26 protein-coding genes are annotated in these 22,795 nt (G+C 32.7%); all 26 read right to left on the reverse strand.

All coding sequences use genetic code 11. The annotated features are described in order from the left end of the window. Positions 1-27: 27 nt before the first annotated feature. Positions 28-1,041, reverse strand: coding sequence for a 3-deoxy-7-phosphoheptulonate synthase (aroF, locus tag B5D41_RS05670; RefSeq protein WP_078809644.1), 1,014 nt, complete (start codon positions 1,039-1,041; stop codon positions 28-30). A gap of 56 nt (positions 1,042-1,097) precedes the next feature. Beyond that, on the reverse strand, positions 1,098-2,177 hold the full coding sequence (gene hisC, locus B5D41_RS05675; RefSeq protein WP_078809645.1) for a histidinol-phosphate transaminase: 1,080 nt from the start codon (positions 2,175-2,177) through the stop codon (positions 1,098-1,100). A gap of 22 nt (positions 2,178-2,199) precedes the next feature. Next, positions 2,200-2,568, reverse strand: coding sequence for a chorismate mutase (aroH, locus tag B5D41_RS05680; RefSeq protein WP_078809646.1), 369 nt, complete (start codon positions 2,566-2,568; stop codon positions 2,200-2,202). A 39-nt stretch (positions 2,569-2,607) separates the two neighbouring features. Further along, a complete protein-coding gene (locus tag B5D41_RS05685; RefSeq protein ID WP_078809647.1) occupies positions 2,608-3,024 on the reverse strand; it encodes a HutP family protein in 417 nt (138 codons plus the stop codon). A 271-nt stretch (positions 3,025-3,295) separates the two neighbouring features. Then, entirely contained in the window at positions 3,296-3,853 is a 558-nt protein-coding gene (locus B5D41_RS05690; RefSeq protein WP_078809648.1) for a hypothetical protein, read from the reverse strand. Positions 3,854-3,928: 75 nt separating this feature from the next. Then, the gene (locus B5D41_RS05695) at positions 3,929-5,164 is read right to left on the reverse strand and encodes a BaiN/RdsA family NAD(P)/FAD-dependent oxidoreductase (RefSeq protein ID WP_078809649.1); all 1,236 of its coding nucleotides are present in this window, start codon (positions 5,162-5,164) and stop codon (positions 3,929-3,931) included. Positions 5,165-5,211: 47 nt separating this feature from the next. Then, on the reverse strand, positions 5,212-5,916 hold the full coding sequence (gene rnc / locus B5D41_RS05700; protein WP_078809650.1) for a ribonuclease III: 705 nt from the start codon (positions 5,914-5,916) through the stop codon (positions 5,212-5,214). Between the two features lie 19 nt (positions 5,917-5,935). Continuing rightward, complete coding sequence (gene fabF / locus B5D41_RS05705) at positions 5,936-7,174, reverse strand: beta-ketoacyl-ACP synthase II (RefSeq protein WP_078809651.1); 1,239 nt, start codon at positions 7,172-7,174, stop codon at positions 5,936-5,938. Continuing rightward, entirely contained in the window at positions 7,167-8,144 is a 978-nt protein-coding gene (locus B5D41_RS05710) for an NAD(P)H-dependent flavin oxidoreductase (protein WP_078809652.1), read from the reverse strand. Before B5D41_RS05710 ends, fabF begins: the two co-directional genes overlap by 8 nt. A 127-nt stretch (positions 8,145-8,271) precedes the next feature. Beyond that, positions 8,272-8,502, reverse strand: coding sequence for an acyl carrier protein (locus B5D41_RS05715; RefSeq protein WP_078809653.1), 231 nt, complete (start codon positions 8,500-8,502; stop codon positions 8,272-8,274). 35 nt (positions 8,503-8,537) lie between these two features. Next, entirely contained in the window at positions 8,538-9,287 is a 750-nt protein-coding gene (gene fabG / locus B5D41_RS05720; protein WP_078809654.1) for a 3-oxoacyl-[acyl-carrier-protein] reductase, read from the reverse strand. Positions 9,288-9,342: 55 nt separating this feature from the next. Beyond that, positions 9,343-10,275 (reverse strand): ACP S-malonyltransferase, encoded by a 933-nt coding sequence (gene fabD / locus B5D41_RS05725; protein ID WP_078809655.1) that lies wholly within the window; start codon positions 10,273-10,275, stop codon positions 9,343-9,345. A gap of 33 nt (positions 10,276-10,308) precedes the next feature. Beyond that, the gene (fabK, locus tag B5D41_RS05730; RefSeq protein ID WP_078809656.1) at positions 10,309-11,247 is read right to left on the reverse strand and encodes an enoyl-[acyl-carrier-protein] reductase FabK; all 939 of its coding nucleotides are present in this window, start codon (positions 11,245-11,247) and stop codon (positions 10,309-10,311) included. Positions 11,248-11,258: 11 nt separating this feature from the next. Further along, positions 11,259-12,251: a beta-ketoacyl-ACP synthase III gene (locus B5D41_RS05735; RefSeq protein ID WP_078809684.1), complete on the reverse strand. Its 993-nt coding sequence runs from the start codon at positions 12,249-12,251 to the stop codon at positions 11,259-11,261. Continuing rightward, the gene (gene plsX / locus B5D41_RS05740) at positions 12,244-13,251 is read right to left on the reverse strand and encodes a phosphate acyltransferase PlsX (RefSeq protein ID WP_078809657.1); all 1,008 of its coding nucleotides are present in this window, start codon (positions 13,249-13,251) and stop codon (positions 12,244-12,246) included. The genes B5D41_RS05735 and plsX overlap by 8 nt, the downstream gene beginning before the upstream one ends. A gap of 1 nt (position 13,252) precedes the next feature. After that, positions 13,253-13,831, reverse strand: a complete 579-nt coding sequence (fapR, locus tag B5D41_RS05745) for a transcription factor FapR (protein WP_078809658.1) — start codon at positions 13,829-13,831, stop codon at positions 13,253-13,255. A 185-nt stretch (positions 13,832-14,016) separates the two neighbouring features. Beyond that, positions 14,017-14,184, reverse strand: coding sequence for a 50S ribosomal protein L32 (gene rpmF, locus B5D41_RS05750; RefSeq protein ID WP_078809659.1), 168 nt, complete (start codon positions 14,182-14,184; stop codon positions 14,017-14,019). Positions 14,185-14,214: 30 nt separating this feature from the next. Beyond that, positions 14,215-14,697 (reverse strand): YceD family protein, encoded by a 483-nt coding sequence (locus tag B5D41_RS05755; RefSeq protein WP_078809660.1) that lies wholly within the window; start codon positions 14,695-14,697, stop codon positions 14,215-14,217. A gap of 80 nt (positions 14,698-14,777) precedes the next feature. Then, positions 14,778-15,974: an acetate/propionate family kinase gene (locus B5D41_RS05760; protein WP_078809661.1), complete on the reverse strand. Its 1,197-nt coding sequence runs from the start codon at positions 15,972-15,974 to the stop codon at positions 14,778-14,780. 61 nt (positions 15,975-16,035) lie between these two features. Further along, complete coding sequence (pta, locus tag B5D41_RS05765; protein ID WP_078809662.1) at positions 16,036-17,040, reverse strand: phosphate acetyltransferase; 1,005 nt, start codon at positions 17,038-17,040, stop codon at positions 16,036-16,038. 167 nt (positions 17,041-17,207) lie between these two features. After that, positions 17,208-17,474, reverse strand: a complete 267-nt coding sequence (locus B5D41_RS05770) for a hypothetical protein (protein WP_078809663.1) — start codon at positions 17,472-17,474, stop codon at positions 17,208-17,210. A gap of 142 nt (positions 17,475-17,616) precedes the next feature. Continuing rightward, the gene (locus B5D41_RS05775; RefSeq protein ID WP_078809664.1) at positions 17,617-19,269 is read right to left on the reverse strand and encodes an ATP-dependent nuclease; all 1,653 of its coding nucleotides are present in this window, start codon (positions 19,267-19,269) and stop codon (positions 17,617-17,619) included. A gap of 282 nt (positions 19,270-19,551) precedes the next feature. Then, the gene (locus tag B5D41_RS05780) at positions 19,552-19,755 is read right to left on the reverse strand and encodes a cold-shock protein (protein ID WP_078809665.1); all 204 of its coding nucleotides are present in this window, start codon (positions 19,753-19,755) and stop codon (positions 19,552-19,554) included. Between the two features lie 173 nt (positions 19,756-19,928). Further along, positions 19,929-20,132 (reverse strand): cold-shock protein, encoded by a 204-nt coding sequence (locus tag B5D41_RS05785; RefSeq protein ID WP_078809665.1) that lies wholly within the window; start codon positions 20,130-20,132, stop codon positions 19,929-19,931. Between the two features lie 173 nt (positions 20,133-20,305). Continuing rightward, on the reverse strand, positions 20,306-20,509 hold the full coding sequence (locus tag B5D41_RS05790; RefSeq protein WP_078809666.1) for a cold-shock protein: 204 nt from the start codon (positions 20,507-20,509) through the stop codon (positions 20,306-20,308). A gap of 189 nt (positions 20,510-20,698) precedes the next feature. Further along, entirely contained in the window at positions 20,699-22,612 is a 1,914-nt protein-coding gene (locus B5D41_RS05795; protein ID WP_078809667.1) for a methyl-accepting chemotaxis protein, read from the reverse strand. Positions 22,613-22,795 lie beyond the last annotated feature (183 nt).

Here is a 22,795-nt window from a genome sequence, read left to right on the forward strand (position 1 = left end):
CTCCCACGCTCACTTCTATACTAATCTTTAAATCTGTTTCCCAACAGCATCTGCAATCGGTTTAAGTTCATTTATTAGTTTAGCAAAATTAGTTGGAGTTAAAGATTGAGGGCCATCACATAATGCTGTAGCTGGATCTGGATGTACTTCAGTCATTATACCATCTGCTCCTGCCGCTAAAGCAGCTTTAGCTACTGCATTTACTAAGCTCCATTTTCCAGTACCATGACTTGGATCCACAATAATTGGTAGATGACTTAATTCTTTAATTACCGGTATAGTAGAAATATCTACAGTATTCCTAGTATAATTTACGAAAGTTCTGATTCCTCGCTCACAAAGAATAACATCATAGTTTCCTCCAGCCATAATATACTCTGCTGCCATTAATAATTCTTTATACGTAGCAGTCATTGCTCTCTTTAAAAGTACTGGCTTGTCCTGTTTGCCTAGTTCCTTTAATAAAGGATAATTCTGCATATTCCGAGCTCCAACTTGGAATATATCCGCATATTTACCTACAACTTCTACACTACGAGTATCCATAACTTCTGTAACTATCTTTAAACCTGTTCTCTCCCTAGCCTCTGCTAACATTTTTAATCCTTCTTCTGCTAATCCTTGAAAACTATAAGGAGATGTCCGCGGTTTAAATGCACCTCCACGTAAAATTTTAGCTCCTTTATCTTTAACTATTTCAGCTGATTCAAATAATTGTTCCTTACTTTCAACTGCACAAGGTCCTGCCATTACTGTAAAAGAATCTCCACCTATTTTAACTCCATCTATATCAATAACTGTAGGTTCGTCTCTAAATTGTTTACCAGATAATTTATAAGGTTTAGTAATTTCAACCATCTTCTCTATTCCTCTTAAAGATGCTATTGATTTCATCAATTCAGCCTTCTGTTTTCCTATTACACCAATAATCGTCTTAATTTCGCCTGTAGATAGATGTACTTTAAATCCTAGTTCTTCTACTCGATTAACTACATTATCAATTTGATTCTTTGTCGCATTATCTTCCATTACTATTATCACATCAATACCCTCCTAGTATAATATAATTAAAAAATTACCACTTGACATTTATATGATTAAGTTAGTACTTTCTCTAAATTATTAATGAATTGCTGATTCTGCTCTTCAGTACCGATAGTTACTCTAATCATAGTCTCATAACCAAACGCCTGTGCATTTCTGATAATTACTCCTCGCTGTAATATTTTATCAGAAATTTCTCCAGCATCTTCTTTAACATCAACTAGAATAAAGTTAGTTTCAGTAGTTACATAATCTAGATTTAATCTTTCAAATTCCTGATATAGATATTCTTTTCCCTTAGCATTCACTTCTCTACTCTTATTTAAATGTGTTTCATCTTCTAGTGCTGCTACTGCTGCTCTTTGTGCTATTAAGTTTACATTAAAGGGATGTCTCACGCGATCCATATAACCAATTAATTCTTTATTAGCAATTCCATAACCAATTCTAAGTCCTGCTAAACCATAAGCCTTAGAAAAAGTCCGTAGAATAATTAGATTATCATAATCATTCAAATAATTAATTGTTTCAGGATATTCATCTACCGTAACATATTCATTATAAGCTTCATCCATAATCACTATTATATCCTCTGGTACTTTAGCTAAAAATTCCTTAACTTCTTTTTCTGGTACTACAGTACCTGTTGGGTTATTAGGATTACAAACAAAGATCATCTTAGTATTCTCATTAATGGCATCTAAAAGTGCTGGTAAGTCGTAAGTATAGTTATCTAGGGGAACGGATATTAATTCTCCTCCCATGACATTAGTTACAAATTCATATTGACTAAAGGAAGGCTCAGCCATAAGTACTTCATCTTCAGGATTAACAAAGGCTTCTGCTATTAAACTTAATAATCCATCTGAGCCATTACCAAAAATAAGCTGATCTTCTTTTACTGCTAACTTTTCACTTAAAGCTTTTCGCAAAGAATGACAGTTCCCATCAGGATAGATATGCACACTCTTTGCTGTCTCTTGCATAACTTCAATAGCTTTATCAGACGGTCCAATTGGATTTTCATTAGATGCTAATTTAATTACATCATCTAGCCCTAACTCTCTTTTAACTTCCTCAATAGGCTTTCCTGGTACATAAGGTTTAATATCTAAAATCGCTTCTCTAATCATCTCACTTCTCCTCCTCAACTAATCATTTAATTAAATCTGGTCTTAACACTTCTGCTCTCCTCAAATATACATGTTCTACTTCTCTTGACTCATTATTAGAGTTTAAATGTATTAATACTCTAATACATTTAGCTAAACCACCTGGAACATCTACCTCAGTAGCATCTAGTAATGGGATAAAATCCCATCCTATCTGTCTAGCAGCTTGAGCTGGAAAGACAGCGTTTAAGTCTGGAGTCATTGTAAAGAATATAGAAATTATATCCTCTTCATCTAATTGATTCTGATCTTTAATTTCCAGTAATAATTCTTTAGTTGCTGTTAATATTTCTTCTTTTTCATTATTCTCTACTGTAATAGCTCCTCTAATTGCATAAACCTTACTACTCATACTAAATAAACACCATCCCTTTTTCTTTTAAGTAATTTTTTAAGGGACTGCTCTATGTCCTAGTCCAATTGCAATTTCATTTAAATGTAATAAACCAATAGCAAAGAAAACCGAAACACTAATATGGTCACCTCTACGAGCAATCCCTATCTTTCCTCCTACATTAAAACCAATTGCCTTAGAAGTAATCTGAGATAAAGCCTCTCTGGTAGCACCTGCTACTGCTCCCTGGTCAGTATGGGTCTCTTTAATCACATTTTCTCGTTTAGCAGCAACTACTGCTCTTTCTATAATCTTTTTTACTGAAGAAGTGAATTCTCCTCCAAAATCTACCGCTGCTACTTTTAAACCTTCTTTAGCATACTCTCTTTTTAATTCATTTTCCTCTTTACGGTCAGTGAGTGCCATCTTAATAGCTGCTGAAGCTACCTCTTTACTTGATTGATCATCTTTCATACTTATTCCCTCCTTATCTTTGATTAAAAAACAAAAAACACCCCCATAATAGGAGTGTTTAGGTTTCAGATACTAATTAAGTATGACTTGATACTCCTACCGCTAATAAATAACCATCCTAACAAATCAAGTCGTTTAAAACTAAATATTCAGTTGTAATAAGTGATTATTAAAACTCATATACCATATTACCGTACTACCATACTACCAGATTACCATTAAACTATTTTTTATTATATTAACACAAAATTAGCTTTTTTACAACCATAAATTAATATCTTTTATATAATTCTACTCGTCTTAATTGTTTTAGATTATTTTTCACCCAAAACTGTTCGCCTTCTTGAAAATTTTGAATATTATCTGAAAGATTTGTTACTTTAACCCATAATCCTTTATTAATCATTTTAGAATCTAATATGATTTCATCTCCATTTTTAACCCGAAGTCGAAATCTATCATCCTTAAATGTTCCTCTAACTTGATTATTAACTAAAACCTTAACTTGGGAAGCGTTATTTGAATTTAAAATCTTTAATTCAATTATCCCTTGTTGCTCTGCTATTACTGCTAGATTAGCTTGATTAGCTGGTTTAGATTCTGTTGCTTTAAAATCTTTAACATAATTCTTTAGCTTATCTAATTTTAAATAAGTTAAAGTTTTCTTTACTAAAGGAAGCTGCTTTAATTGTAAATCAGTATTAATCGGATCATTTAACGCTACTTGTACAGTAATCAACAGAATAATTAAAGCAATAGTACCTTTAATTAATAAACTCTCTATTTTTTCTACAAGCTTTAATATAAACTCATAAAATCCTCGGGACATAGTATCACCTCATAATAATAATCTTTACTTATTTATAATACTATGTTCCTCTATAGCAAAATATCCCTTTTATATTCAATTAATAATATTAATCCCAGCTAAATAACCAGTAGAAAATGCCGCCTGGAGATTAAAGCCTCCTGTATAAGCATCGATATCAATTACTTCTCCGGCTAAATAAAGTCCTGATACTATCTTAGATTCCATAGTACTAGGGTCAATCTCATCTGTAGCTACTCCACCTTTAGTTACAATTGCTTGTCTTAATCCCCTAGTACCTAAAATAGTTAATGTTAACCCTTTAAATAATTTAACTAACTGGCTTCTTTCACCTGCATTAATTTGATTTACAAATTTATCCTCAGGAATAGGAGATAAATCTATAATAATCGGAATTAATGTCGAAGGTAATAAATCTCCTAGACTATTCTTAAATTGTTTCCGACTATATTTATTGAAATCCCGTTGAATTCTTCTATCTAACTTCTCTTTAGAAAGAGCAGGTTTAAGGTCAATCTCTAATTTTAAACTACCTTTACCTAAATGATTGACTACATCTCGACTTAAGGTTAATACTATAGGACCTGATATTCCAAAATGAGTAAATAATAATTCACCAAATTCAGACTTAATAGGCTGCTCATTAAAATATAAAGTAGCTTCTACATTTTTAAGAGGTAAACCTTGGGCTTCAGTCGCCCATTCTTCTTTAGTCTCTAATGGTACTAAGGAAGGTTTAATAGGTTTAACAGTATGGCCTACATCCTTTAAAATATTATAACCATCACCAGAAGAACCAGTACTAGGATATACAGCTCCACCAGGTGTAAAAATCACCTTCTTAGCTAAATATTGATTGCCACTCCTATCGATAACCCCTTTAATTTGATTCTTTTCAACTAAGAGATTGTCTACAGCAGTATTTAATTTAATCTTTACCCCATTTTTATCTAAATATTTCTTTAAGGCTGCTACCACATCTATAGCTGAATCGGACTTAGGAAAGACCCGATCACCTCTTTCTACTTTAGTTGGTACTCCTAATTGATCAAAAAACTCTCGCAATTGATAATTAGAAAAAGTATAAAGAGCACTATAAAGAAAAGAACCCGTATCAGGGAAATTATTAATAATCTCTTCAATATCACAATCATTAGTTAAATTGCATCGTCCTTTACCAGTTATCAAAATCTTTTTACCTAACTGCTCATTCTTTTCTAATAATAGAACATCTGCACCATTTTTAGCTGCAATACCAGCAGCTATCATTCCAGCTGCACCACCACCAACAACAATTACTTTATCTTCCATAATTACCCCCTCTATAGATAAAAAAGTAGCCCGTTAATTTAAACGAGCTACTTCAGTTTCTTTAATGCATTTTTAGCCGCTTCTTGTTGCGCTTCTTTTTTACTAGAACCAGTTCCCTGACCCAACGGTTTACTATTAAACGTAACTTGCACAGTAAATATTTTACTATGATCAGGACCTTCTTCCTCAATTACATGATACTCTGGTCTAGAATTAGAACTCTTTTGAATTATTTCCTGTAACGTAGTTTTATAATCCTGAATATGATTTCCAGACTCTACATTGTCAATATCTGATGTCATCAATTTCAAAATAAAATCTCTGGCTATATCCAAATTTCTGTCTAAATAAATATTACCTACTAATGCTTCAAAAGCATCTGCCAAAATTGAACTTCGTTTTCGACCTCCAGTCATATCCTCACCTTTACCTAACAACAGATATTTACCTAAATCCAATTCCCTCGCTTTATCGGCTAGGATCGGAGCACTAACAACTACTGCTCTCATCTTAGCCAACTCCCCTTCGGGATAATCTGGATAACGATTAAACATATACTCACTAATTACAATATCTAAGACTGAATCTCCTAAAAATTCTAATCGTTCATTATCTTTTAAATTCAACTCTTGATTTTCATTAGCATACGATTTATGAGTTAATGACTTCTGTAAAAATTTTAAATCATTAAATTTAATTCCTATTTTGTTTTGAAATTCTTCTAACTTCCTACGATACTCATCACTAACCATTATTTCACAACCTTAATTACTATTGATATTTTTTAAATATTAAAGTAGCGTTGTGACCTCCAAAACCTAATGAATTAGATAATGCAGCATTCACATCAACCTCTCGAGATTGATTAGGTACATAATCTAAATCACAGTCTTCATCTTCATTTTCATAATTGATAGTTGGAGGCACTACTCCTTCTTTAATTGCTAATACTGAAGCAATGGCTTCAATACCACCAGCAGCTCCTAATAAATGTCCTGTCATAGATTTAGTAGAACTAACAACTAAATCCTGGGCATAATCACCAAAAATACTCTTAATAGCCATAGTTTCTAATTTATCATTTTGTGGAGTAGAAGTACCATGTGCATTAATATAGTTAATATCTGCTAAATCTAAACCCGAATTATCAATAGCCATTTGCATTGATCTAGCTGCTCCTTCACCTTGAGGATCTGGTGCAGTTACATGATAGGCATCTCCAGACATACCATAGCCTGATACTTCAGCATAAATTTTAGCTCCTCTTTCTAACGCACTTTCCAACTTCTCTAAAATTAAAATACCTGATCCTTCACCCATAACAAAGCCGTCTCTTTCAGCATCAAAAGGCCTACTTGCTTTTTGTGGTTCGTCATTACGAGTAGACATCGCTTTCATAGAGCAAAATCCAGCATAAGATAAAGGAGTGATTGCCGCTTCAGCACCACCAGTAATCATAATATCAGCATCACCACGTTGGATAATTTCAAACGCATCTCCAATGGCATTAGTTCCAGATGCACATGCTGAAACAGTTGTTGTATTAGGCCCTTTAGCTCCTGTATGAATTGAAACTTGACCAGCAGCCATATTAGAGATCATCATTGGAATAAAGAATGGACTAACTCTATTTGGGCCTCTCTCGATTAAGCGTTTAGCTTGTGATTCAAAAGTCTCCATACCTCCAATACCACTACCAACTAAAACTCCTGCTCTTTCAGCATTACTATCATTAATCTCTAAATCCGAATCTTCAATAGCAATCTTTGCTGCTGCTACAGCAAACTGAGCAAACTTATCCATACGCTTAGATTCTTTACGGTCCATATAATCTTTTGGATCAAAATCTTTTACTTCACCAGCAACCTGTGAATTAAATTCTTCAGCATCAAAATTTGTAACATTATCTATTCCAGATTTTCCTGCTATTAAATTAGACCAGTAATTATCTAAGCCACTACCTACTGGAGATATAACTCCCATCCCGGTTACTACAACTCGATTACTCATCCTCAGATTCCTCCCGATTCAAAAAATTCTTCGCTTCACTAACTAAATTGTCAATGATCTTTCTGACTGGTAAAATATCATTAATTCTATGCGTTTCTTCCCCTGCAAAGACTAAACCTTTCTCCATATCTCCTCGTTTAGCTTCTATAAGAGATTTAATAATACAGAATACTCGTGAGCACTTCTTTAAACAGATATAATCACAAGAAAAAGTTCCATCCTCTATATCACTAGATCCCAACTTTTCTGTAAATTTATTTTTTAAAGCTCTTCCTGGTAATCCTACAGGGCTATCAATTAGAATACTATCCTCTTCAGTAGCATTAATATATAGTTCCTTAAATTCTGAAGCTACCTCACATTCCTCACTAGCCACAAAACGTGAACCCATCTGTACTCCATCGGCCCCCATATTTAAAACCTCTGCAATATCCTTACCATCAATGATTCCACCAGCAGCTATCACAGGAATTTTTACTGTATCCACTATTTTTTTTACTAACGATTTCATTGATTGGTCAGTACCTAAATGTCCACCTGCTTCTTTTCCTTCTACAACTATAGCAGAAGCACCTAATTTTTCAGAAATTTTAGCCAATCTAACTGAAGAAACTATAGGAACTACTGGTACATTATTATCTTTTCCTAATGTAAATAGATCTCTTGAAAATCCTGCACCAGCTACAATTAGATCTATCCCTTCATTGATAGATGCTTGAACTAATTCTTTAAATTCACTAGCCGCTACCATAATATTAACCCCAACAATTCCTTCAGTCATCTTTTTAGATCGACGAATCTCCTCTTTTAACTCGTCAATTTCAATGCCAGACCCAGCTATCAAGCCAATTCCACCTTCATCAGCAACTGCAGCAACTAAAGGTGCAGTTGACACCTTAACAGCCATTCCTCCCTGTATAATTGGAAGTTTAGCTACTATATCTCCTATTTTTAATCTTGGCAAATTCAAAGTAATTCCCCCATATTTTAAAATATGATTTAATCAAAAGTTTAAACTGTCCTCTCCCTAATTACAAAGCAAATATCTTAAGAAGGAAAGTCTCAAATTGAGACTTTCCTTTAATATAATTTAAAAATTAAGAATTATTTTCAATATAATCAACAGCATTAGTTACTGTTGCAATATCCTCAGCATCCTCATCAGGAATCTCAATATCAAATTCTTCCTCAAAAGCCATTACTAGATCAACGATATCTAAAGAGTCTGCCCCTAAATCATCAATAAAAGAAGCCTCTTCTGTCACCTCATCTGGGTCAACAGCTAATTCTTCTACAACAATCTCTTTAACTTGTTCTAAAATTGACATTATCCCTTCACCTCCCTTCAATGAATAGTTGACAGTTACATAACCATTCCACCATCAACATGAATAACTTGACCTGTAATATATTTAGCAGCATCTGATGATAAAAAGACTGCCAAATTAGCTACATCTTCTGGATCTCCAAATTCATCTAATGGAATAGAACTTAACATTTGCTCCTTAACATCTTCTGATAATTCTTCAGTCATCTTAGACTTAATAAATCCTGGAGCAATAGCATTAACCTTAATTCCTCTACTTGCTAATTCCTTAGCAGTCGATTTAGTAAAGCCAATTACTCCTGCTTTAGACGCAGAATAATTTGCTTGACCTGCATTCCCCATTACACCTACTACAGAAGATATATTAATGATCTTACCACTTCTTTGCTTCATCATAGTTCTTGATACAGCTTTAGTACAGTTAAAAACACCTTTTAAATTAACATTAAGAACTGCATCCCAATCCTCTTCCTTCATTCGAAGTAATAAACCATCTCTAGTAATTCCAGCATTATTAACTAAAATATCTATAGATCCAAACTCTTTCTTAACTTCTTTCATCATGGATTTTACTTCATCCATATCAGCTACATTAGCTTGAATTGCAACTGCCTTACGACCCATATCTTTAATTGAATCAACCATCTTTTGAGCTTGCTCTTCTTCAGCTTCAACAGGATAATTAATTACAATATCTGCTCCTTCATTTGCTAATCTTAAAGCAATTGCTTTCCCGATACCTCGAGAACTTCCAGTGACTACTGCCACTTGATCTGCTAATCTCATTCTTCTCACCTTCCTTACCTATTATCATAAATATAAGTATAATTTATTCTAAATTCTATAATTTCTGCAATGTTTTTTCTAATGAACTAACATCTTTAACATTCAATGCATTAACACTACGGTCAATACGCTTCATAAACTTTTTCAGAGTTCTACCAGGCCCTACTTCAATAACCGTATCAACTCCATTTTCTATCATACGATTAATAATATCTACCCAATATATCGAATTATTTAACTGCTTAATTAGAGCGTTTCGAATCTCTTTTGGTTTCTTTACATAATCAGCAGTTACATTAGCAATTATCGAAACATCTGGTTTAGAAATATCTGTTTTCTCTAATTCTGCAGCTAAATTATCGCCAGCAGGTTTCATTAAGCTTGAATGAAATGGACCGCTAACCCTTAATTTAACAGCTTTTTTAGCTCCTTCTTCTTTAGCTAACTCAAGAGTTTTTTCAATAGCTTCTGATTCTCCAGAAATCACAGTCTGAATTGGTGTATTATAATTAGCTAATTCTACAATTCCAAATTCACTACCTCTGTTAACAACCTCTTCAACTTGATCTCTTTTTAAACCAATAATAGCTCCCATAGCTCCTCGACCGCTAGGAACAGCTTCTTCCATAAACTTTCCTCTTTTATGAACTAATTTAACAGCTGATTCAAAATCTAATGCTCCTGAAGCCACTAAAGCAGAATACTCTCCTAGACTATGTCCAGCTACCACTGCTGGTTTAATACCTTTTTCTCTTAGGACTGCATTAACTGCTGTACTCATAGTTAAAATAGCCGGTTGTGTATTCTCTGTTTTAGCTAACTCTTTTTTAGGTCCATCAAAACATAATTTAGATATCTCATATCCTAAAACCTGATCTGCTTTTTCAAAAATTTCCTTAGCAACTGGATACTCTGCACTTAATTCTTTTCCCATTCCTACTTTTTGTGCTCCTTGACCTGGGAATAAAAAAGCAATTTTTTCTGCCATTTTAATGCCTCCTTTTACAAGCCTAGTTCTATATTAAATTAAATTCGCTTTCTCTTTTATAACTTCCTGCGCTTCAGTAACAAAACTTTCAATAATATCAGCTGCTGGTTCTTCCTTTTTAACCATTCCAGCTATCTGACCAGCCATAACACTTCCTTCTTGGACATCTCCTTCAGCCGCATCACGTAGTCTACCAACACCTAATTCTTCAATCTTATCTTTATCCGCACCTTCTTTTTCTAACTTTTCAATCTGCCTAGTTAATTTATTCTTTAAATTTCGTACTGGGTGTCCTGTAGAACGAGCAGTCACAATAGCATCTCTATCTCTAGCATTAATAATAGCCTCTTTATAATTTGGATGTACAGTACATTCCTCAGCACAAACAAATCTAGTACCTATCTGTACTCCTACAGCTCCTAAAGCCAAAGCAGCTGCCAAGCCGCGTCCATCTGCAATTCCACCAGCAGCAATTACTGGAATATCTACTGCATCAGCTATTTGTGGAATTAAAGCCATTGTTGCTAATTCACCAATATGTCCACCAGCTTCAGTACCTTCAGCAATAATTGCATCAACATCCAGTCTAGCCATTCTTTTAGCCAATGCTACTGATGGTACCACTGGTATAATCTTCGTTCCTACTTCTTTTAATTTTTCAATATATTTACCTGGGTTCCCGGCTCCTGTAGTAATTACCGGTACTTCTTCTTCATAAATAACTTCTATAACTTCTTCTACATAAGGAGATAATAACATTACATTAACACCATAAGGTTTATCTGTTAATTTTTTAGCCTTTCTAATCTCTTCTTGAATTACTTCTGCAGGTGCATTACCGGCACCTATCACACCTAAACCACCGGCATTAGAAACAGCAGCCGCTAATTCACCTGTAGCAATCCAAGCCATACCTCCTTGAATAATCGGATACTCTATACCCAATCTATCACATAATTCTGTTTTAAGCATATTATTCCCTCCTATGACCATTCTATAACACTTGCTGCCCAAGTCAATCCTGCACCAAAGCCAACTAATACAATATTATCCCCTTTATTAATCTCTCCTGCCTCTACAGCCTCTGCTAGAGCTATTGGAATAGAAGCAGCAGAAGTATTTCCATACTTATCAAGATTAATAATAATCTGATCATCATTTAATTTTAATCTTTTAGCTGCTGCACTTATAATCCTCGTATTTGCTTGATGAGGAACAAAAAAGTCAACATCTTCTCTTTCTAAATCTGCTTTTTTTAGAGCTTTTAAAGCAGCTTTTCCCATAATTCTAACAGCAAATTTAAATACTGCATTTCCTGACATCTCTATATAATGAAGATTATTCTCTACTGTGTCTAAACAAGCCGGCTGCCTAGAACCCCCAGCTGGTAATCGTAATAATTCTCCGCCAGATCCATCAGCACCTAATACATTAGATAAGACACCACCTGTTTCCACTGGCTGAACTATAGCAGCACCAGCACCATCTCCAAATAATACACAAGTGTCTCTGTCTTCCCAATCTAAAATCTTAGATAAAGTTTCCGCCCCAATAACTAAAATATTATCATAAGTATCAGCTTGCACAAACTGGGTCGCTACTGAAAGACCATAAACAAAGCCAGAGCAACCAGCTCCTAAATCAAATGCCGCAGCATCTTCTGCTCCTAATTTATCCTGTAATATACAAGCAGTCGATGGAAAAGGCATATCTGGAGTTATTGTAGCTACTAAAATTAAATCAAGCTCTTCTGCATCTATTCCAGCATCATTTAAAGCTTTTTTAGCAGCTTGATAGGCTATATCAGATGTTGCAGTTGATTCATCAGCAACTCTTCTTTCTTTAATTCCTGTTCTAGACTGAATCCACTCATCGCTGGTGTCAACCATATCTTCTAAGTCATGATTAGTCACAATATTGTCTGGAGCGTAAGAACCTACTCCCGTAATTCCTGCTTTCCTTAGTTCTTTAGCCATTAATTTCACCAGTCCTTTCATTGATGTTTTCCTTAATTCTACTTACAACCTGCTTTTTGATTGATTCTTGGGCTACCTGAATAGCATTCTTAATAGCTTTACTTTTAGAACTACCGTGACTGATAATTACGACTCCATTAACTCCTAGCAATGGAGCACCACCATATTCGGCATAGTCCATCTTCTTCTTTAAATTTTTCAACCCTGATTTCATTAAGAGTGCCCCTACTTTAGCAAGCATACTTTCATCTAATTCTGATTTTAACATTTTAAATAGGGCATTACCTAATCCTTCTGCAGTCTTTAAAACGATATTACCAACAAACCCATCACAGACTACCACATCACAATCACCAGCAAAGATATCTCTACCTTCTACATTACCAATAAAATTAATATCTAAATTTTTAAGTAATTTATGACTTCCTTTTGTTAACTCATTTCCTTTTTTCTCTTCTTCACCTACACTTAGTAATCCCACTTTAGGTTCCGGTTTATGTAATATCTGTTCTGCATAAACATTGCCCATTAATGCATATTGAACTAAATTTTCAGGCTTACTATCTACATTAGCTCCTACATCTAAAACTAATGTTTCACCTTTTAACGCAGGCATTACTGTAGAAATCGCCGGCCGTTTTACTCCTTTTATTCTACCTACCTTTAATAATCCTGCTGCCATAACAGCACCTGTACTACCGGCTGAAACTAGAGCATCTGCTTTACCTTTCCGAACTAAATTAGCTCCTACTACAATTGAAGACTTCTTCTTCTTACGAAGCGCCTTAGTTGGAGACTCTCCCATCTCAATTACTTCTGGGGCTTCTTCAATATCTAGTTTATTAGTATTATATTTATGACTACTTAATTCATCTTTAATTATTTCTGTTGGTCCTACTAAGACTACTTTTCCACTTAATTCCGGCAAAGCCTGGACCGCCCCTTTAATAATTTCACCAGGACCATGATCCCCACCCATAACATCAACTGCTATTCGCACTTTACCGTCCTCCTTCGCTCAATTTATCTCTAGAAAAAACAACAAATCTTCCGCTAAAGACTTCTTTTTGATCTACTTTAGTCTTTACTCTAACTTGAAATCTATTCCTTTTTATATTATGTAAATTAGCCTCTGCAATTAATCTATCTCCTATGTAAACCGGTTTCTTAAATTTAGTCTTAGCAACTCCAGTTAAAGCCACATCTGTGTCTAAAATAGCTACAGCTAATGAATTAGCTTGAGCAAAAATATGATGCCCTCTTACTATCTTACTCTTCTCTAATCCCATATCAGCATTTGTTTCTAGTATAGACACTCCTGATTTGTTTAACTCTATACCTATTAATTCTCCGATGATTTCAGAATCATTAATTGACTTGACCTTAGAATATGCTTGTTTAGCTAAGTTCTTAGTTCTCTTTCTAACTTCTGGTATATTTAACTCTAATCTATCTAAACGAATTGTTTGAATGCTTACTCTAAAAATGTCAGCTAACTCTCGGTCAGTTAAAAACGGATTCTCCTCTATTCTCTTTACTAAAACCTTCTGTCGATCTGCTTTTGATAGCTTCCTACTCATATTACCACCTAATTCTTATAGCTAGTATTAGTACCTACTACTAATTTTCGCATCATTGATATTATATATTAAAGCAATTGAAGATGCAAGAAAAAACAGTTGAAACCGCAAGCAAAAGAAGAAATAATGCAAAAAAATTAAAAAGTTCAGGAGAATTCTCCTGAACTTTTACATCTCCTATCTATTTACTTAACAGGACGTCCATTATAATATCCACATTCTTTACATACTCTATGGGATAACTTTGACTCACCACATTGTGAACACTCTACTAAATTAGGTGCGTTCAATTTCCAGTGAGTTCTTCTCTTTCTCTTTCTAGTCTTTGAAGTACGTCGCTTAGGTACTGCCATTCCTAACACCTCCTTATCAACATAAAAAAATTAATCTTTATCTAATAATTGCTCTAATTTAGCTAATCGCGGATCTACTGTATGCATAAAACAATCACAATCACCTTCATTTAGGTCCTGACCACAGCTAGGACATATCCCAGCACAATCTTCATCACAAACCGGCTTCATTGGGATTGCTAAGAAAACATTATCTTCAATTTCTTCTTCAATATTAATTGATGCTGCTCCAGATAGCTCGACTCTATCTTTTTCTACCTCTTCTTCTAACTTAGCTGTTACTGGCAAAGTAAACTCATCTAAGCATCTACTACACTTAACATTTAAGTTCAAGTCTATGTCTCCTACTACTAAAAATGAATCTTCAGTATTAATTACTTGGAAAGCCATCTTTGCTGGACCATCAATTTGAATCTCTCTATCTTGAAATTGAATATCTTCAATCTCTTCTTCTAATTTTACTTCTTTAATCGCACCGAGGTTCTCTCTAATATCACTAATATTAATTATCATTTAATTTCACCTCATGTTTAACCATATTAATTATAATATAGAGGTTATTACCTTGTCAAGCTTTAAAGAGAATTTTTAATTTAAATAGTAACTAACCTCTTTGTGTCTCGAGCAATCATTAATTCTTCATTAGTAGGAATAACCATAGCTTTAGTTTCAGAATCATCCATAGAAATAACCTGCTCTTTTCCTCTAATATCATTCTTTTCTGTATCTAACTTAACTCCTAGATACTCTAATCCCTTTAAAATCTGCTCTCTAATCTCAATACCATTTTCACCTATACCAGCAGTAAAGACAATTGCATCTACCCCTCCTAATATAGCAGAATAAGAACCAATATACTTCTTAACTCGTTGGCAGAAAAGATCAATAGCTAATTTAGCTTTTTCATCTCCTTTTGCAGTAGCTTCTTCTAAATCTCTAAAGTCATTACTAATATCGGAAACACCTGCTACTCCGCTCCTTTTATTCATTAAGTTATCTACTTCTTTAGCATTTAAATCTTCTTTTTCCATAATAAATGGAATAATTGCAGGATCAATATCTCCACAACGAGTACCCATTACTAATCCTTCTAAAGGAGTTAATCCCATACTAGTATCCATTACCTTACCCCCATCAACAGCAGCCATACTCGCACCATTTCCTAAATGGCAAGTAATAATCTTTAAATCCTCAATAGGCTTGTCTAAAATTTCAGCAGCTTTTTGAGAAACATATTTATGAGAAGTACCATGGAAACCATAACGACGCACGCCGTATTTTTCATATAATTCATAAGGTAGAGCATACATATAAGACTTAGCCGGCATAGTTTGGTGGAAAGCAGTATCAAATACAGCTACATCCGGAGTCTTAGGCATCAATTCTTGACTAACTTCAATTCCTAATAAATTAGGTGGATTATGTAGTGGTGCTAAATCTTTTACGTCATCAATTGCATTGTAAACTTCATCATCGATTAATACAGAATCTGCAAATTTCTCCCCACCATGAACTACTCGATGACCAACAGCATTGATTTCATCCATACTATTTATTACTCCATGATCACCATCTAATAATGCATTAATTACCATCTTAATGGCTACACTATGGTCAGCAATTTCATTTTCTATCTTTACGTCTTCTCCTTCAGTCGGCTCATGTTCTAAGAAAGCACCTTCAATTCCAATCCTCTCTACTAATCCTTTAGCTAATACTGATTCGTCTTTCATGTTAATTAGTTGATACTTAAGCGATGAACTTCCACAATTTAATACTAGAACTTTCATTCTTTATATCCTCCCCTAGTTTATATATTACCTGAATTCTTTAATATATTGTAAATAGATATTACTCTTCTTTAAAAGCTGCCTGCACTGCAGTAATAGCTGTCACTGTTACAATATCATCTACACTACAACCTCTAGATAAGTCATTTGCCGGTAAAGATGTCCCTTGAATTAATGGCCCAAATGCATCTGCCTTAGCTAACCTTTGTACTAGCTTATATGCAATATTACCGCCATTTAAATCCGGGAAGATTAATACATTTGCTTTACCTGCTACATTACTATCTGGTGCCTTTTTAACTCCAATCTCTGGTACTAAAGCAGCATCTGCTTGCATTTCACCATCAACTTGTAAATTAGGTGCTTTTTCTTTACAAATTTCAGCTGCTTTTCTCATTTTTTCTACTAATGGATGTTCAGCACTCCCTTTAGTAGAGAAAGATAACATAGCAACAATTGGTTCTTCACCTGTTAATGCCTCAAAAGTTTCTGCAGATGAAATAGCTAATTCTGCTAACTCTTCTGAATCCCCTTCAGGAAATACACCACTATCTGCAAATAACATTTTACCATTAGAACCGTATTCACAATCTGGTACAATCATTAAGAAAGAACCAGAAACTACTGAAACATCATCAGCAGTTCCGATAATCCTAATTACTGGTCGTAAAACATCAGCTGTAGTATTTAACGCACCGGCTACCATACCATGAGCTACTCCTTTTTTTACAAGCATTGCTCCAAAATAAAGCGGGGCTTTCATCTGTTCAGTAGCCTCTTCCTCAGAAATCCCTTTATGCTTACGCAATTCGTAGTAAGCCTTACTAAATTCGTCTAATTTTTCAGATGTCTCTGGATTAATTATCTTTGCACCAGAAATATCTACTCCTTCATCTTCAGCTAACTTCTGTAATTTTGTTTCATCCCCCAACAGAATAACATCAGCTAAGCCTTCTTCTAAAATTTTCGGTGTAGCTTTGATCATTCTCGGCTCTACACCTTCTGGAAGCACTATAGTTTTCCCTGCTACTTTAGCTTTTTCTCTGATTTCAGTTACAAACCCCATTACTATATCCCCCTGTTATATTATTTTATTAGTATGTACACTAGATATACAATACTACATTATATATATATAGTCTCCTTGTTTTCGACAGATTTATGCTTAAAGACTATATTTTCAAAATTTAATAACTATTAATAAAATAATAAAAAGCTAAGAATTTTTTCATCTTAGCTTTTATCCTGAGCTAATTTTTCATTTCTATAATATAGAATAATATCAGTCAATACCATTAATCCATTCAATACATATAAATAAATCACTATATCAAAGCTGTAAAGTAATTTATGAATTGTCCCTGAAATATAACCAATTAAAATAATAAATAAGAACCAAAAACTTTTACCAGCATTATCTCCTGAAGTGTATGATTTATATATAGACATTGGCCAAGCAGCTCCAAAACAGATCAACATAAGCATTTCAAATATACTCATTTACTCTCCACCTCTCTTACTTTACAAGATAGATATCCTATAAACATTTCTGTATATTCTACTATATTCCTGCATGAACTATCATTTTTTCTAATTAATTGTCAAAATAAAAGAAGCTAAGATTTGTACGCCTTTAAATAATTTATGAAGTGAAAAAATTTATAATTTTATCTATTATACTCTCTACACTTACTATTCGATAATTTTTTTGGCAATATGTTTTACCTATTTCCTTGCCTAATTCACTTCTATCGAGCCTAAAGCCTTTCTTAGATAATCTAGATTCATCTAAAAAGAGTTCTAAATCATCTATCGTATTATATTTATTAATATTTAAAAAATCGGTAAAATCTGCATTTTGAACTTCCTCATGCTCAGAATATATTTTCTTGAAACTTTTAACGATTAAAGCTCTATTAAATAAATCTTCAAACCCACCATTCCTATAAGAAATGATTAAACTTTTATCAATATAATTATAATTTACTAATTCATTAATTCTATCCTTAGAATCACTATTTAGAAGAAGCATGATTTCTATACCTAAATCATTACATAAATTTAAAAAAGTTTCATCTAAAATATCATCCCTATTTAAGTTCATGATTTTAATGCCGTTATTACAAAAGTCAACTCCTCTATCTTCTAAAAATATTGGAAGTGCTTCTAACTCCGTCTTACCTTCAACTAATAAGATCTTCTCTGCAAAAAGAAAATCACTATTTTTAAGATTAATTTCTTCTATTATATTGCTTAACATATTCTTGTTTTCTTCTAAGCTAATCACTTTAATATCATAATTATCTTCTAAACGCCTAAAAACTGTAATATTTTCTATATTCTCTTGGTCAACAAAAATAGTAGAATTAGTTATGATAAAGACTTGATTACCTTGAGCAGCAACATCTTTTAAAGCATTCAATAATTCCCTTTGTGCTCGAGGATGTAAATAAATCTCTGGTTCTTCGAAAGAAAAGATATAATCTTTATCACTATTAATTCCTTCTTTAGCATATAACTTGAATAGAGCCATAATAAATGAACTCTTTGAACTACTCGCCTTTTCTTCAATAGGAATTGGTAATTCATTAATATTATCAATTACTTCAAAGTTGAGATCTATCCCTTTAGTAAAATCTATATCTGGATTGACATTTAAGTCTTGAATAGTAGGATTAGCTTCTAATAATATTTGTTTTAAATTCTTAGTTCTCTTTTGAACCTCAGCTTTAATCGTTAATAAGGCTTGTTTCTTAAAACATTTTATCTGCTGACTAGCATCATCAATTAAAGGGTCTAATAATCTTCTCATTAAGTTTGATCCTTTAAGCCTAGCTTCAGTACTTAACCTACGTTCCGCAGGTATTATAATATGTTCAGATAAGAAATGTTGTAAAACTCTTAATTCATTACCATGGAGAGCATCAGATTTGAAATCTTCATATTTAAAGTACGTAATTACTTTCTTAAATTTCTTTAACTCTTCATTATATCCATACTCTTTAACTATTATGATTTCTTCATTTGCTATATACTCATTGAACTTTTTCTTAAATTTAAAGCTTAAATCCGTAAAAGTAATCGCAATTAAAATATTTTTACTAGTATCCAATTTATGAAAGTCTTTTTTCTTATGAGGGATATTATAATTACTAAAAAAGATCTCTAAAGCATACGATAAGGTTGATTTGCCTGAATCATTCTCACCAATTAAGATTAAAGGATTATTAGGCTTAAAGACTTTCTTACTGCCATAAATTCTAAAATTCTCAATCTCTATCCTTTTCATTCTCATAAATGATAATCACCCCTCTTTATAATCTTTATTAATAAAGACCATAAATTAATATACTTTTATGCAAAGAATATTAATTTTTTATTATATATTTTATTGCTATATTGAATATTAGTTTACATTAAATATAAAAAAATAAGCCTCTGAATTTTATTCAGAGGCTTATATCACATTTCTATATAGTTTTAACTGCAATCTTTGTAAATGCTTATATAGATTAAATCAAAAAAATAAAAGCCTCGGAAAAATCCGAGGCTTAGTAAATATCGTAATCTATGTTAATTATAGTTTAACGACATTTTCAGCTTGAGGTCCACGATCTCCCTCAACAACTTCAAACTCTACTGATTCGCCTTCTTCTAAGTTCTTAAATCCTTCTTCTTCGATTGCAGAAAAATGTACGAATACATCGTCTCCTTCTGCTCTCTCAATAAATCCATAACCTTTTTGCCCATCAAACCACTTAACATTACCTTGTTCTTTCATTAAAAATAATTCCTCCTAGAAATTTGTAAAGTAAAACCAATAAGAATATTTTATCAGTCCTTTATATAATAGCATATAATCTTATAATTGTCAAGGATTTTATCTATTATATTGTAAAAAAATAAAAGCCTCGGAAAAATCCGAGGCTTAGTAAATATCGTAATCTATGTTAATTATAGTTTAACGACATTTTCAGCTTGAGGTCCACGATCTCCCTCAACAACTTCAAACTCTACTGATTCGCCTTCTTCTAAGTTCTTAAATCCTTCTTCTTCGATTGCAGAAAAATGTACGAATACATCGTCTCCTTCTGCTCTCTCAATAAAGCCATAACCTTTTTGCCCATCAAACCACTTAACATTACCTTGTTCTTTCATTAAAAATAATTCCTCCTAGAAATTTGTAACGTAAAACCAATAAGAATATTTTATCAGTCCTTTATATAATAGCATGTAATCTTATAATTGTCAAGGATTTTATCTATTATATTGTAAAAAAATAAAAGCCTCGGAAAAATCCGAGGCTTAGTAAATATCGTAATCTATGTTAATTATAGTTTAACGACATTTTCAGCTTGAGGTCCACGATCTCCCTCAACAACTTCAAACTCTACTGATTCGCCTTCTTCTAAGTTCTTAAATCCTTCTTCTTCGATTGCAGAAAAATGTACGAATACATCGTCTCCTTCTGTTCTCTCAATAAAGCCATAACCTTTTTGTCCGTCAAACCACTTAACATTACCTTGTTCTTTCATTAAAAATAATTCCTCCTAGAAATTTGTAACGTAAAACTAATAAGAATATTTTATCAGCCTTTTAAAGAATAACATATAATTTTATAATTGTCAATGATTTTATGATTAAAATATATATATTATTCATTTTAAAGGTAAATAAGCTAAAACTTATTAAAATTTTTATAAGTTTCTTCAAGTGTCTTATATTTATAATTTGAATCTACTAACTAATTCTTGCAATTCCTGAGCCATTTTGGCTAGTTCTTGCGAAGAATTCGTGACTTCATTAGACATATTTTGTATACCATCTGTGTTAGAACTTACTTGCTCACTTTTTTCAGCTAAATCTTGCGTAGCACTGGCAGTCTGTTTAATCTGAACTGCTGTCTCTTCACTTGCACCTTGAATTTCAGTAAATATTTCTTTGGTTTCTTTAGCATTTCTCTGTCCTTTGGTTGCTTTTTCATGTACTTCTTTAATTGCTTTAAGACCATCATCGGCTTTATTTTGAGTCTTATTAATTAAATTTGCAATCTCATTTGTAGCATCGTTAGTTCCTTCTGCTAGTTCTCTAATTTCTTCTGCTACTACAGCAAACCCTTCCCCAGCTTCACCAGCTCGAGCCGCTTCAATAGAAGCATTTAAAGCTAATAAATTAGTTTGTTCAGCTATATCAGTAATCATTTCAACTATTTTATCTATTTCCTTGGAAGTATTATCTAATTCATTAATTATTTCTACTGCTTCACTAGTAGATTGGTTAATTTCATCAATACTATTTAAAGTCTCTTTTATATTCTTACTACCTGTTTCGGTTTTAGCGTTAGATTCTTGAGCAAAACTAGTTATTTCTTCAGCACTGGCGGATATTTCTTCTATACTAGCTGATATATCCTCTACTAAATCATTGGTAGTCTCTATAGTTGCATTCCCTTCTTGGGCAGAGGCTGATAATTCTTCACTATAAGCTGATAAATCTTCTGTTCCTTTGAAAATCTCCCCAATTACTTCTTTTAAATTTTTTCTCATTTCTTCAAGTTTTGTTCCTAATAATCCGATTTCATCTTTCCGGTTAAGATTGATCTCTTCTTTTAAATTACCATCAGTAAATTTTTTCACACTATCAATTAATGAACTTAATGGCTCATTTATATTTTTATTTATAAACCAGAATATAACAACTACTAATAGAATAAAGACAATGAAGAAAGAAAGATAAGTTACATAGACGATATTTTTACTATCATTTACTGCTTCCATTACAATATCTTTGTTTTGTCCTAAAAGATAGACACCAACTTCTTCTCCACCAACAGTCTTAATCTTTTGTGCAGTTACTAAATAATTATCGGTAAAAGTATAGTTTTGTAGCGCTTTTTCTAAATTTAAATTATTAGTTACTTCAGATAGAAATTCTTGATTAACATCCTTTTGACTTAGTGTATATCCAGCAATTTTAGTTTTATTATTTATACCTTTAGCTATATCTAAATAGTCATCTTTTAAAAGATATAAGAAATCAATCTTATTAGGTTTTAATGTCCTTTTAATTGAATTAAGTCCTCCCTCAAAATTGACCATTCCTACAAATTTCTGCTGATAATATACAGGAAATAACGCTTTTAACCTCAATCCTTTAGGTGACTCTTCAGTTACTACCATAGGTTCTTTAGAATTCTTCACTTTTTGATAAGCGTCTGAATAAACAAGACTCTCTCCAAAACTATTCTTATTCCATGATTTCACAAAAGAATTTAATTGATTATCAATCAAATGCACCTTAATATTATTAAATCCAGTATTCTCTTTAAAAGTTTGACTATATTTATTTAACATCGTTATACAAGCTTGTCTATCTCCTTTAGCCATTGCTTCTTTAATAATAGGATTACTTGCTATCTGTAAAGAATTTGTCAGCCACACCTTTTCTTTAGCATCAATAGAATTCTTTAGTTGAACCCTTAAATCTTTACTAGTTGTTTTTAAAGTTTCTTGTTCTAAATTATCAAGCTCAAAATATCCGACTGAACCAGTTATAACAATAAACAGAATACCTATTAATAAAAATAGAACCACCAACTTTTTCTTAATACTTAGGTTTCTTAATTTACTCAAATTCATTAGTTATCCCCCTCACAAGGTATAATATTGGATTTTACTCTTAAGTTAACTAAAGAAGCATGCTTAAGATATAAAATGAGTATAGATAAGTTTGATTAAGAAATTTTAAAAAAATCATTTATCTACTTTGTAACTTTTATCTAATACTCTTATGGATTGCTTTCGACAAAAGAAATTATTTCC

It is taken from the genome of Selenihalanaerobacter shriftii, from assembly GCF_900167185.1.
Lineage (GTDB): Bacteria > Bacillota > Halanaerobiia > Halobacteroidales > Acetohalobiaceae > Selenihalanaerobacter > Selenihalanaerobacter shriftii.

What these genes read in the sequence shown, in the direction of transcription:
- fapR (WP_078809658.1), bottom strand. Translation starts at nt 13,831, where the DNA reads ATGAGTAGGAAGCTATCAAAAGCAGATCGACAGAAGGTTTTAGTAAAG.
- fabF (WP_078809651.1), bottom strand. Translation starts at nt 7,174, where the DNA reads ATGAGTAATCGAGTTGTAGTAACCGGGATGGGAGTTATATCTCCAGTA.
- aroH (WP_078809646.1), bottom strand. Translation starts at nt 2,568, where the DNA reads ATGAGTAGTAAGGTTTATGCAATTAGAGGAGCTATTACAGTAGAGAAT.
- B5D41_RS05775 (WP_078809664.1), bottom strand. Translation starts at nt 19,269, where the DNA reads ATGAGAATGAAAAGGATAGAGATTGAGAATTTTAGAATTTATGGCAGT.
- fabD (WP_078809655.1), bottom strand. Translation starts at nt 10,275, where the DNA reads ATGGCAGAAAAAATTGCTTTTTTATTCCCAGGTCAAGGAGCACAAAAA.
- B5D41_RS05785 (WP_078809665.1), bottom strand. Translation starts at nt 20,132, where the DNA reads ATGAAAGAACAAGGTAATGTTAAGTGGTTTGATGGGCAAAAAGGTTAT.
- pta (WP_078809662.1), bottom strand. Translation starts at nt 17,040, where the DNA reads ATGGGGTTTGTAACTGAAATCAGAGAAAAAGCTAAAGTAGCAGGGAAA.
- B5D41_RS05795 (WP_078809667.1), bottom strand. Translation starts at nt 22,612, where the DNA reads ATGAATTTGAGTAAATTAAGAAACCTAAGTATTAAGAAAAAGTTGGTG.
- B5D41_RS05760 (WP_078809661.1), bottom strand. Translation starts at nt 15,974, where the DNA reads ATGAAAGTTCTAGTATTAAATTGTGGAAGTTCATCGCTTAAGTATCAA.
- hisC (WP_078809645.1), bottom strand. Translation starts at nt 2,177, where the DNA reads ATGATTAGAGAAGCGATTTTAGATATTAAACCTTATGTACCAGGAAAG.
- B5D41_RS05685 (WP_078809647.1), bottom strand. Translation starts at nt 3,024, where the DNA reads ATGAAAGATGATCAATCAAGTAAAGAGGTAGCTTCAGCAGCTATTAAG.
- B5D41_RS05780 (WP_078809665.1), bottom strand. Translation starts at nt 19,755, where the DNA reads ATGAAAGAACAAGGTAATGTTAAGTGGTTTGATGGGCAAAAAGGTTAT.
- B5D41_RS05790 (WP_078809666.1), bottom strand. Translation starts at nt 20,509, where the DNA reads ATGAAAGAACAAGGTAATGTTAAGTGGTTTGACGGACAAAAAGGTTAT.
- B5D41_RS05695 (WP_078809649.1), bottom strand. Translation starts at nt 5,164, where the DNA reads ATGGAAGATAAAGTAATTGTTGTTGGTGGTGGTGCAGCTGGAATGATA.
- rpmF (WP_078809659.1), bottom strand. Translation starts at nt 14,184, where the DNA reads ATGGCAGTACCTAAGCGACGTACTTCAAAGACTAGAAAGAGAAAGAGA.
- B5D41_RS05770 (WP_078809663.1), bottom strand. Translation starts at nt 17,474, where the DNA reads ATGAGTATATTTGAAATGCTTATGTTGATCTGTTTTGGAGCTGCTTGG.
- fabG (WP_078809654.1), bottom strand. Translation starts at nt 9,287, where the DNA reads ATGAGATTAGCAGATCAAGTGGCAGTAGTCACTGGAAGTTCTCGAGGT.
- B5D41_RS05715 (WP_078809653.1), bottom strand. Translation starts at nt 8,502, where the DNA reads ATGTCAATTTTAGAACAAGTTAAAGAGATTGTTGTAGAAGAATTAGCT.
- fabK (WP_078809656.1), bottom strand. Translation starts at nt 11,247, where the DNA reads ATGCTTAAAACAGAATTATGTGATAGATTGGGTATAGAGTATCCGATT.
- B5D41_RS05755 (WP_078809660.1), bottom strand. Translation starts at nt 14,697, where the DNA reads ATGATAATTAATATTAGTGATATTAGAGAGAACCTCGGTGCGATTAAA.
- B5D41_RS05690 (WP_078809648.1), bottom strand. Translation starts at nt 3,853, where the DNA reads ATGTCCCGAGGATTTTATGAGTTTATATTAAAGCTTGTAGAAAAAATA.
- rnc (WP_078809650.1), bottom strand. Translation starts at nt 5,916, where the DNA reads ATGGTTAGTGATGAGTATCGTAGGAAGTTAGAAGAATTTCAAAACAAA.
- B5D41_RS05735 (WP_078809684.1), bottom strand. Translation starts at nt 12,251, where the DNA reads ATGGCTAAAGAACTAAGGAAAGCAGGAATTACGGGAGTAGGTTCTTAC.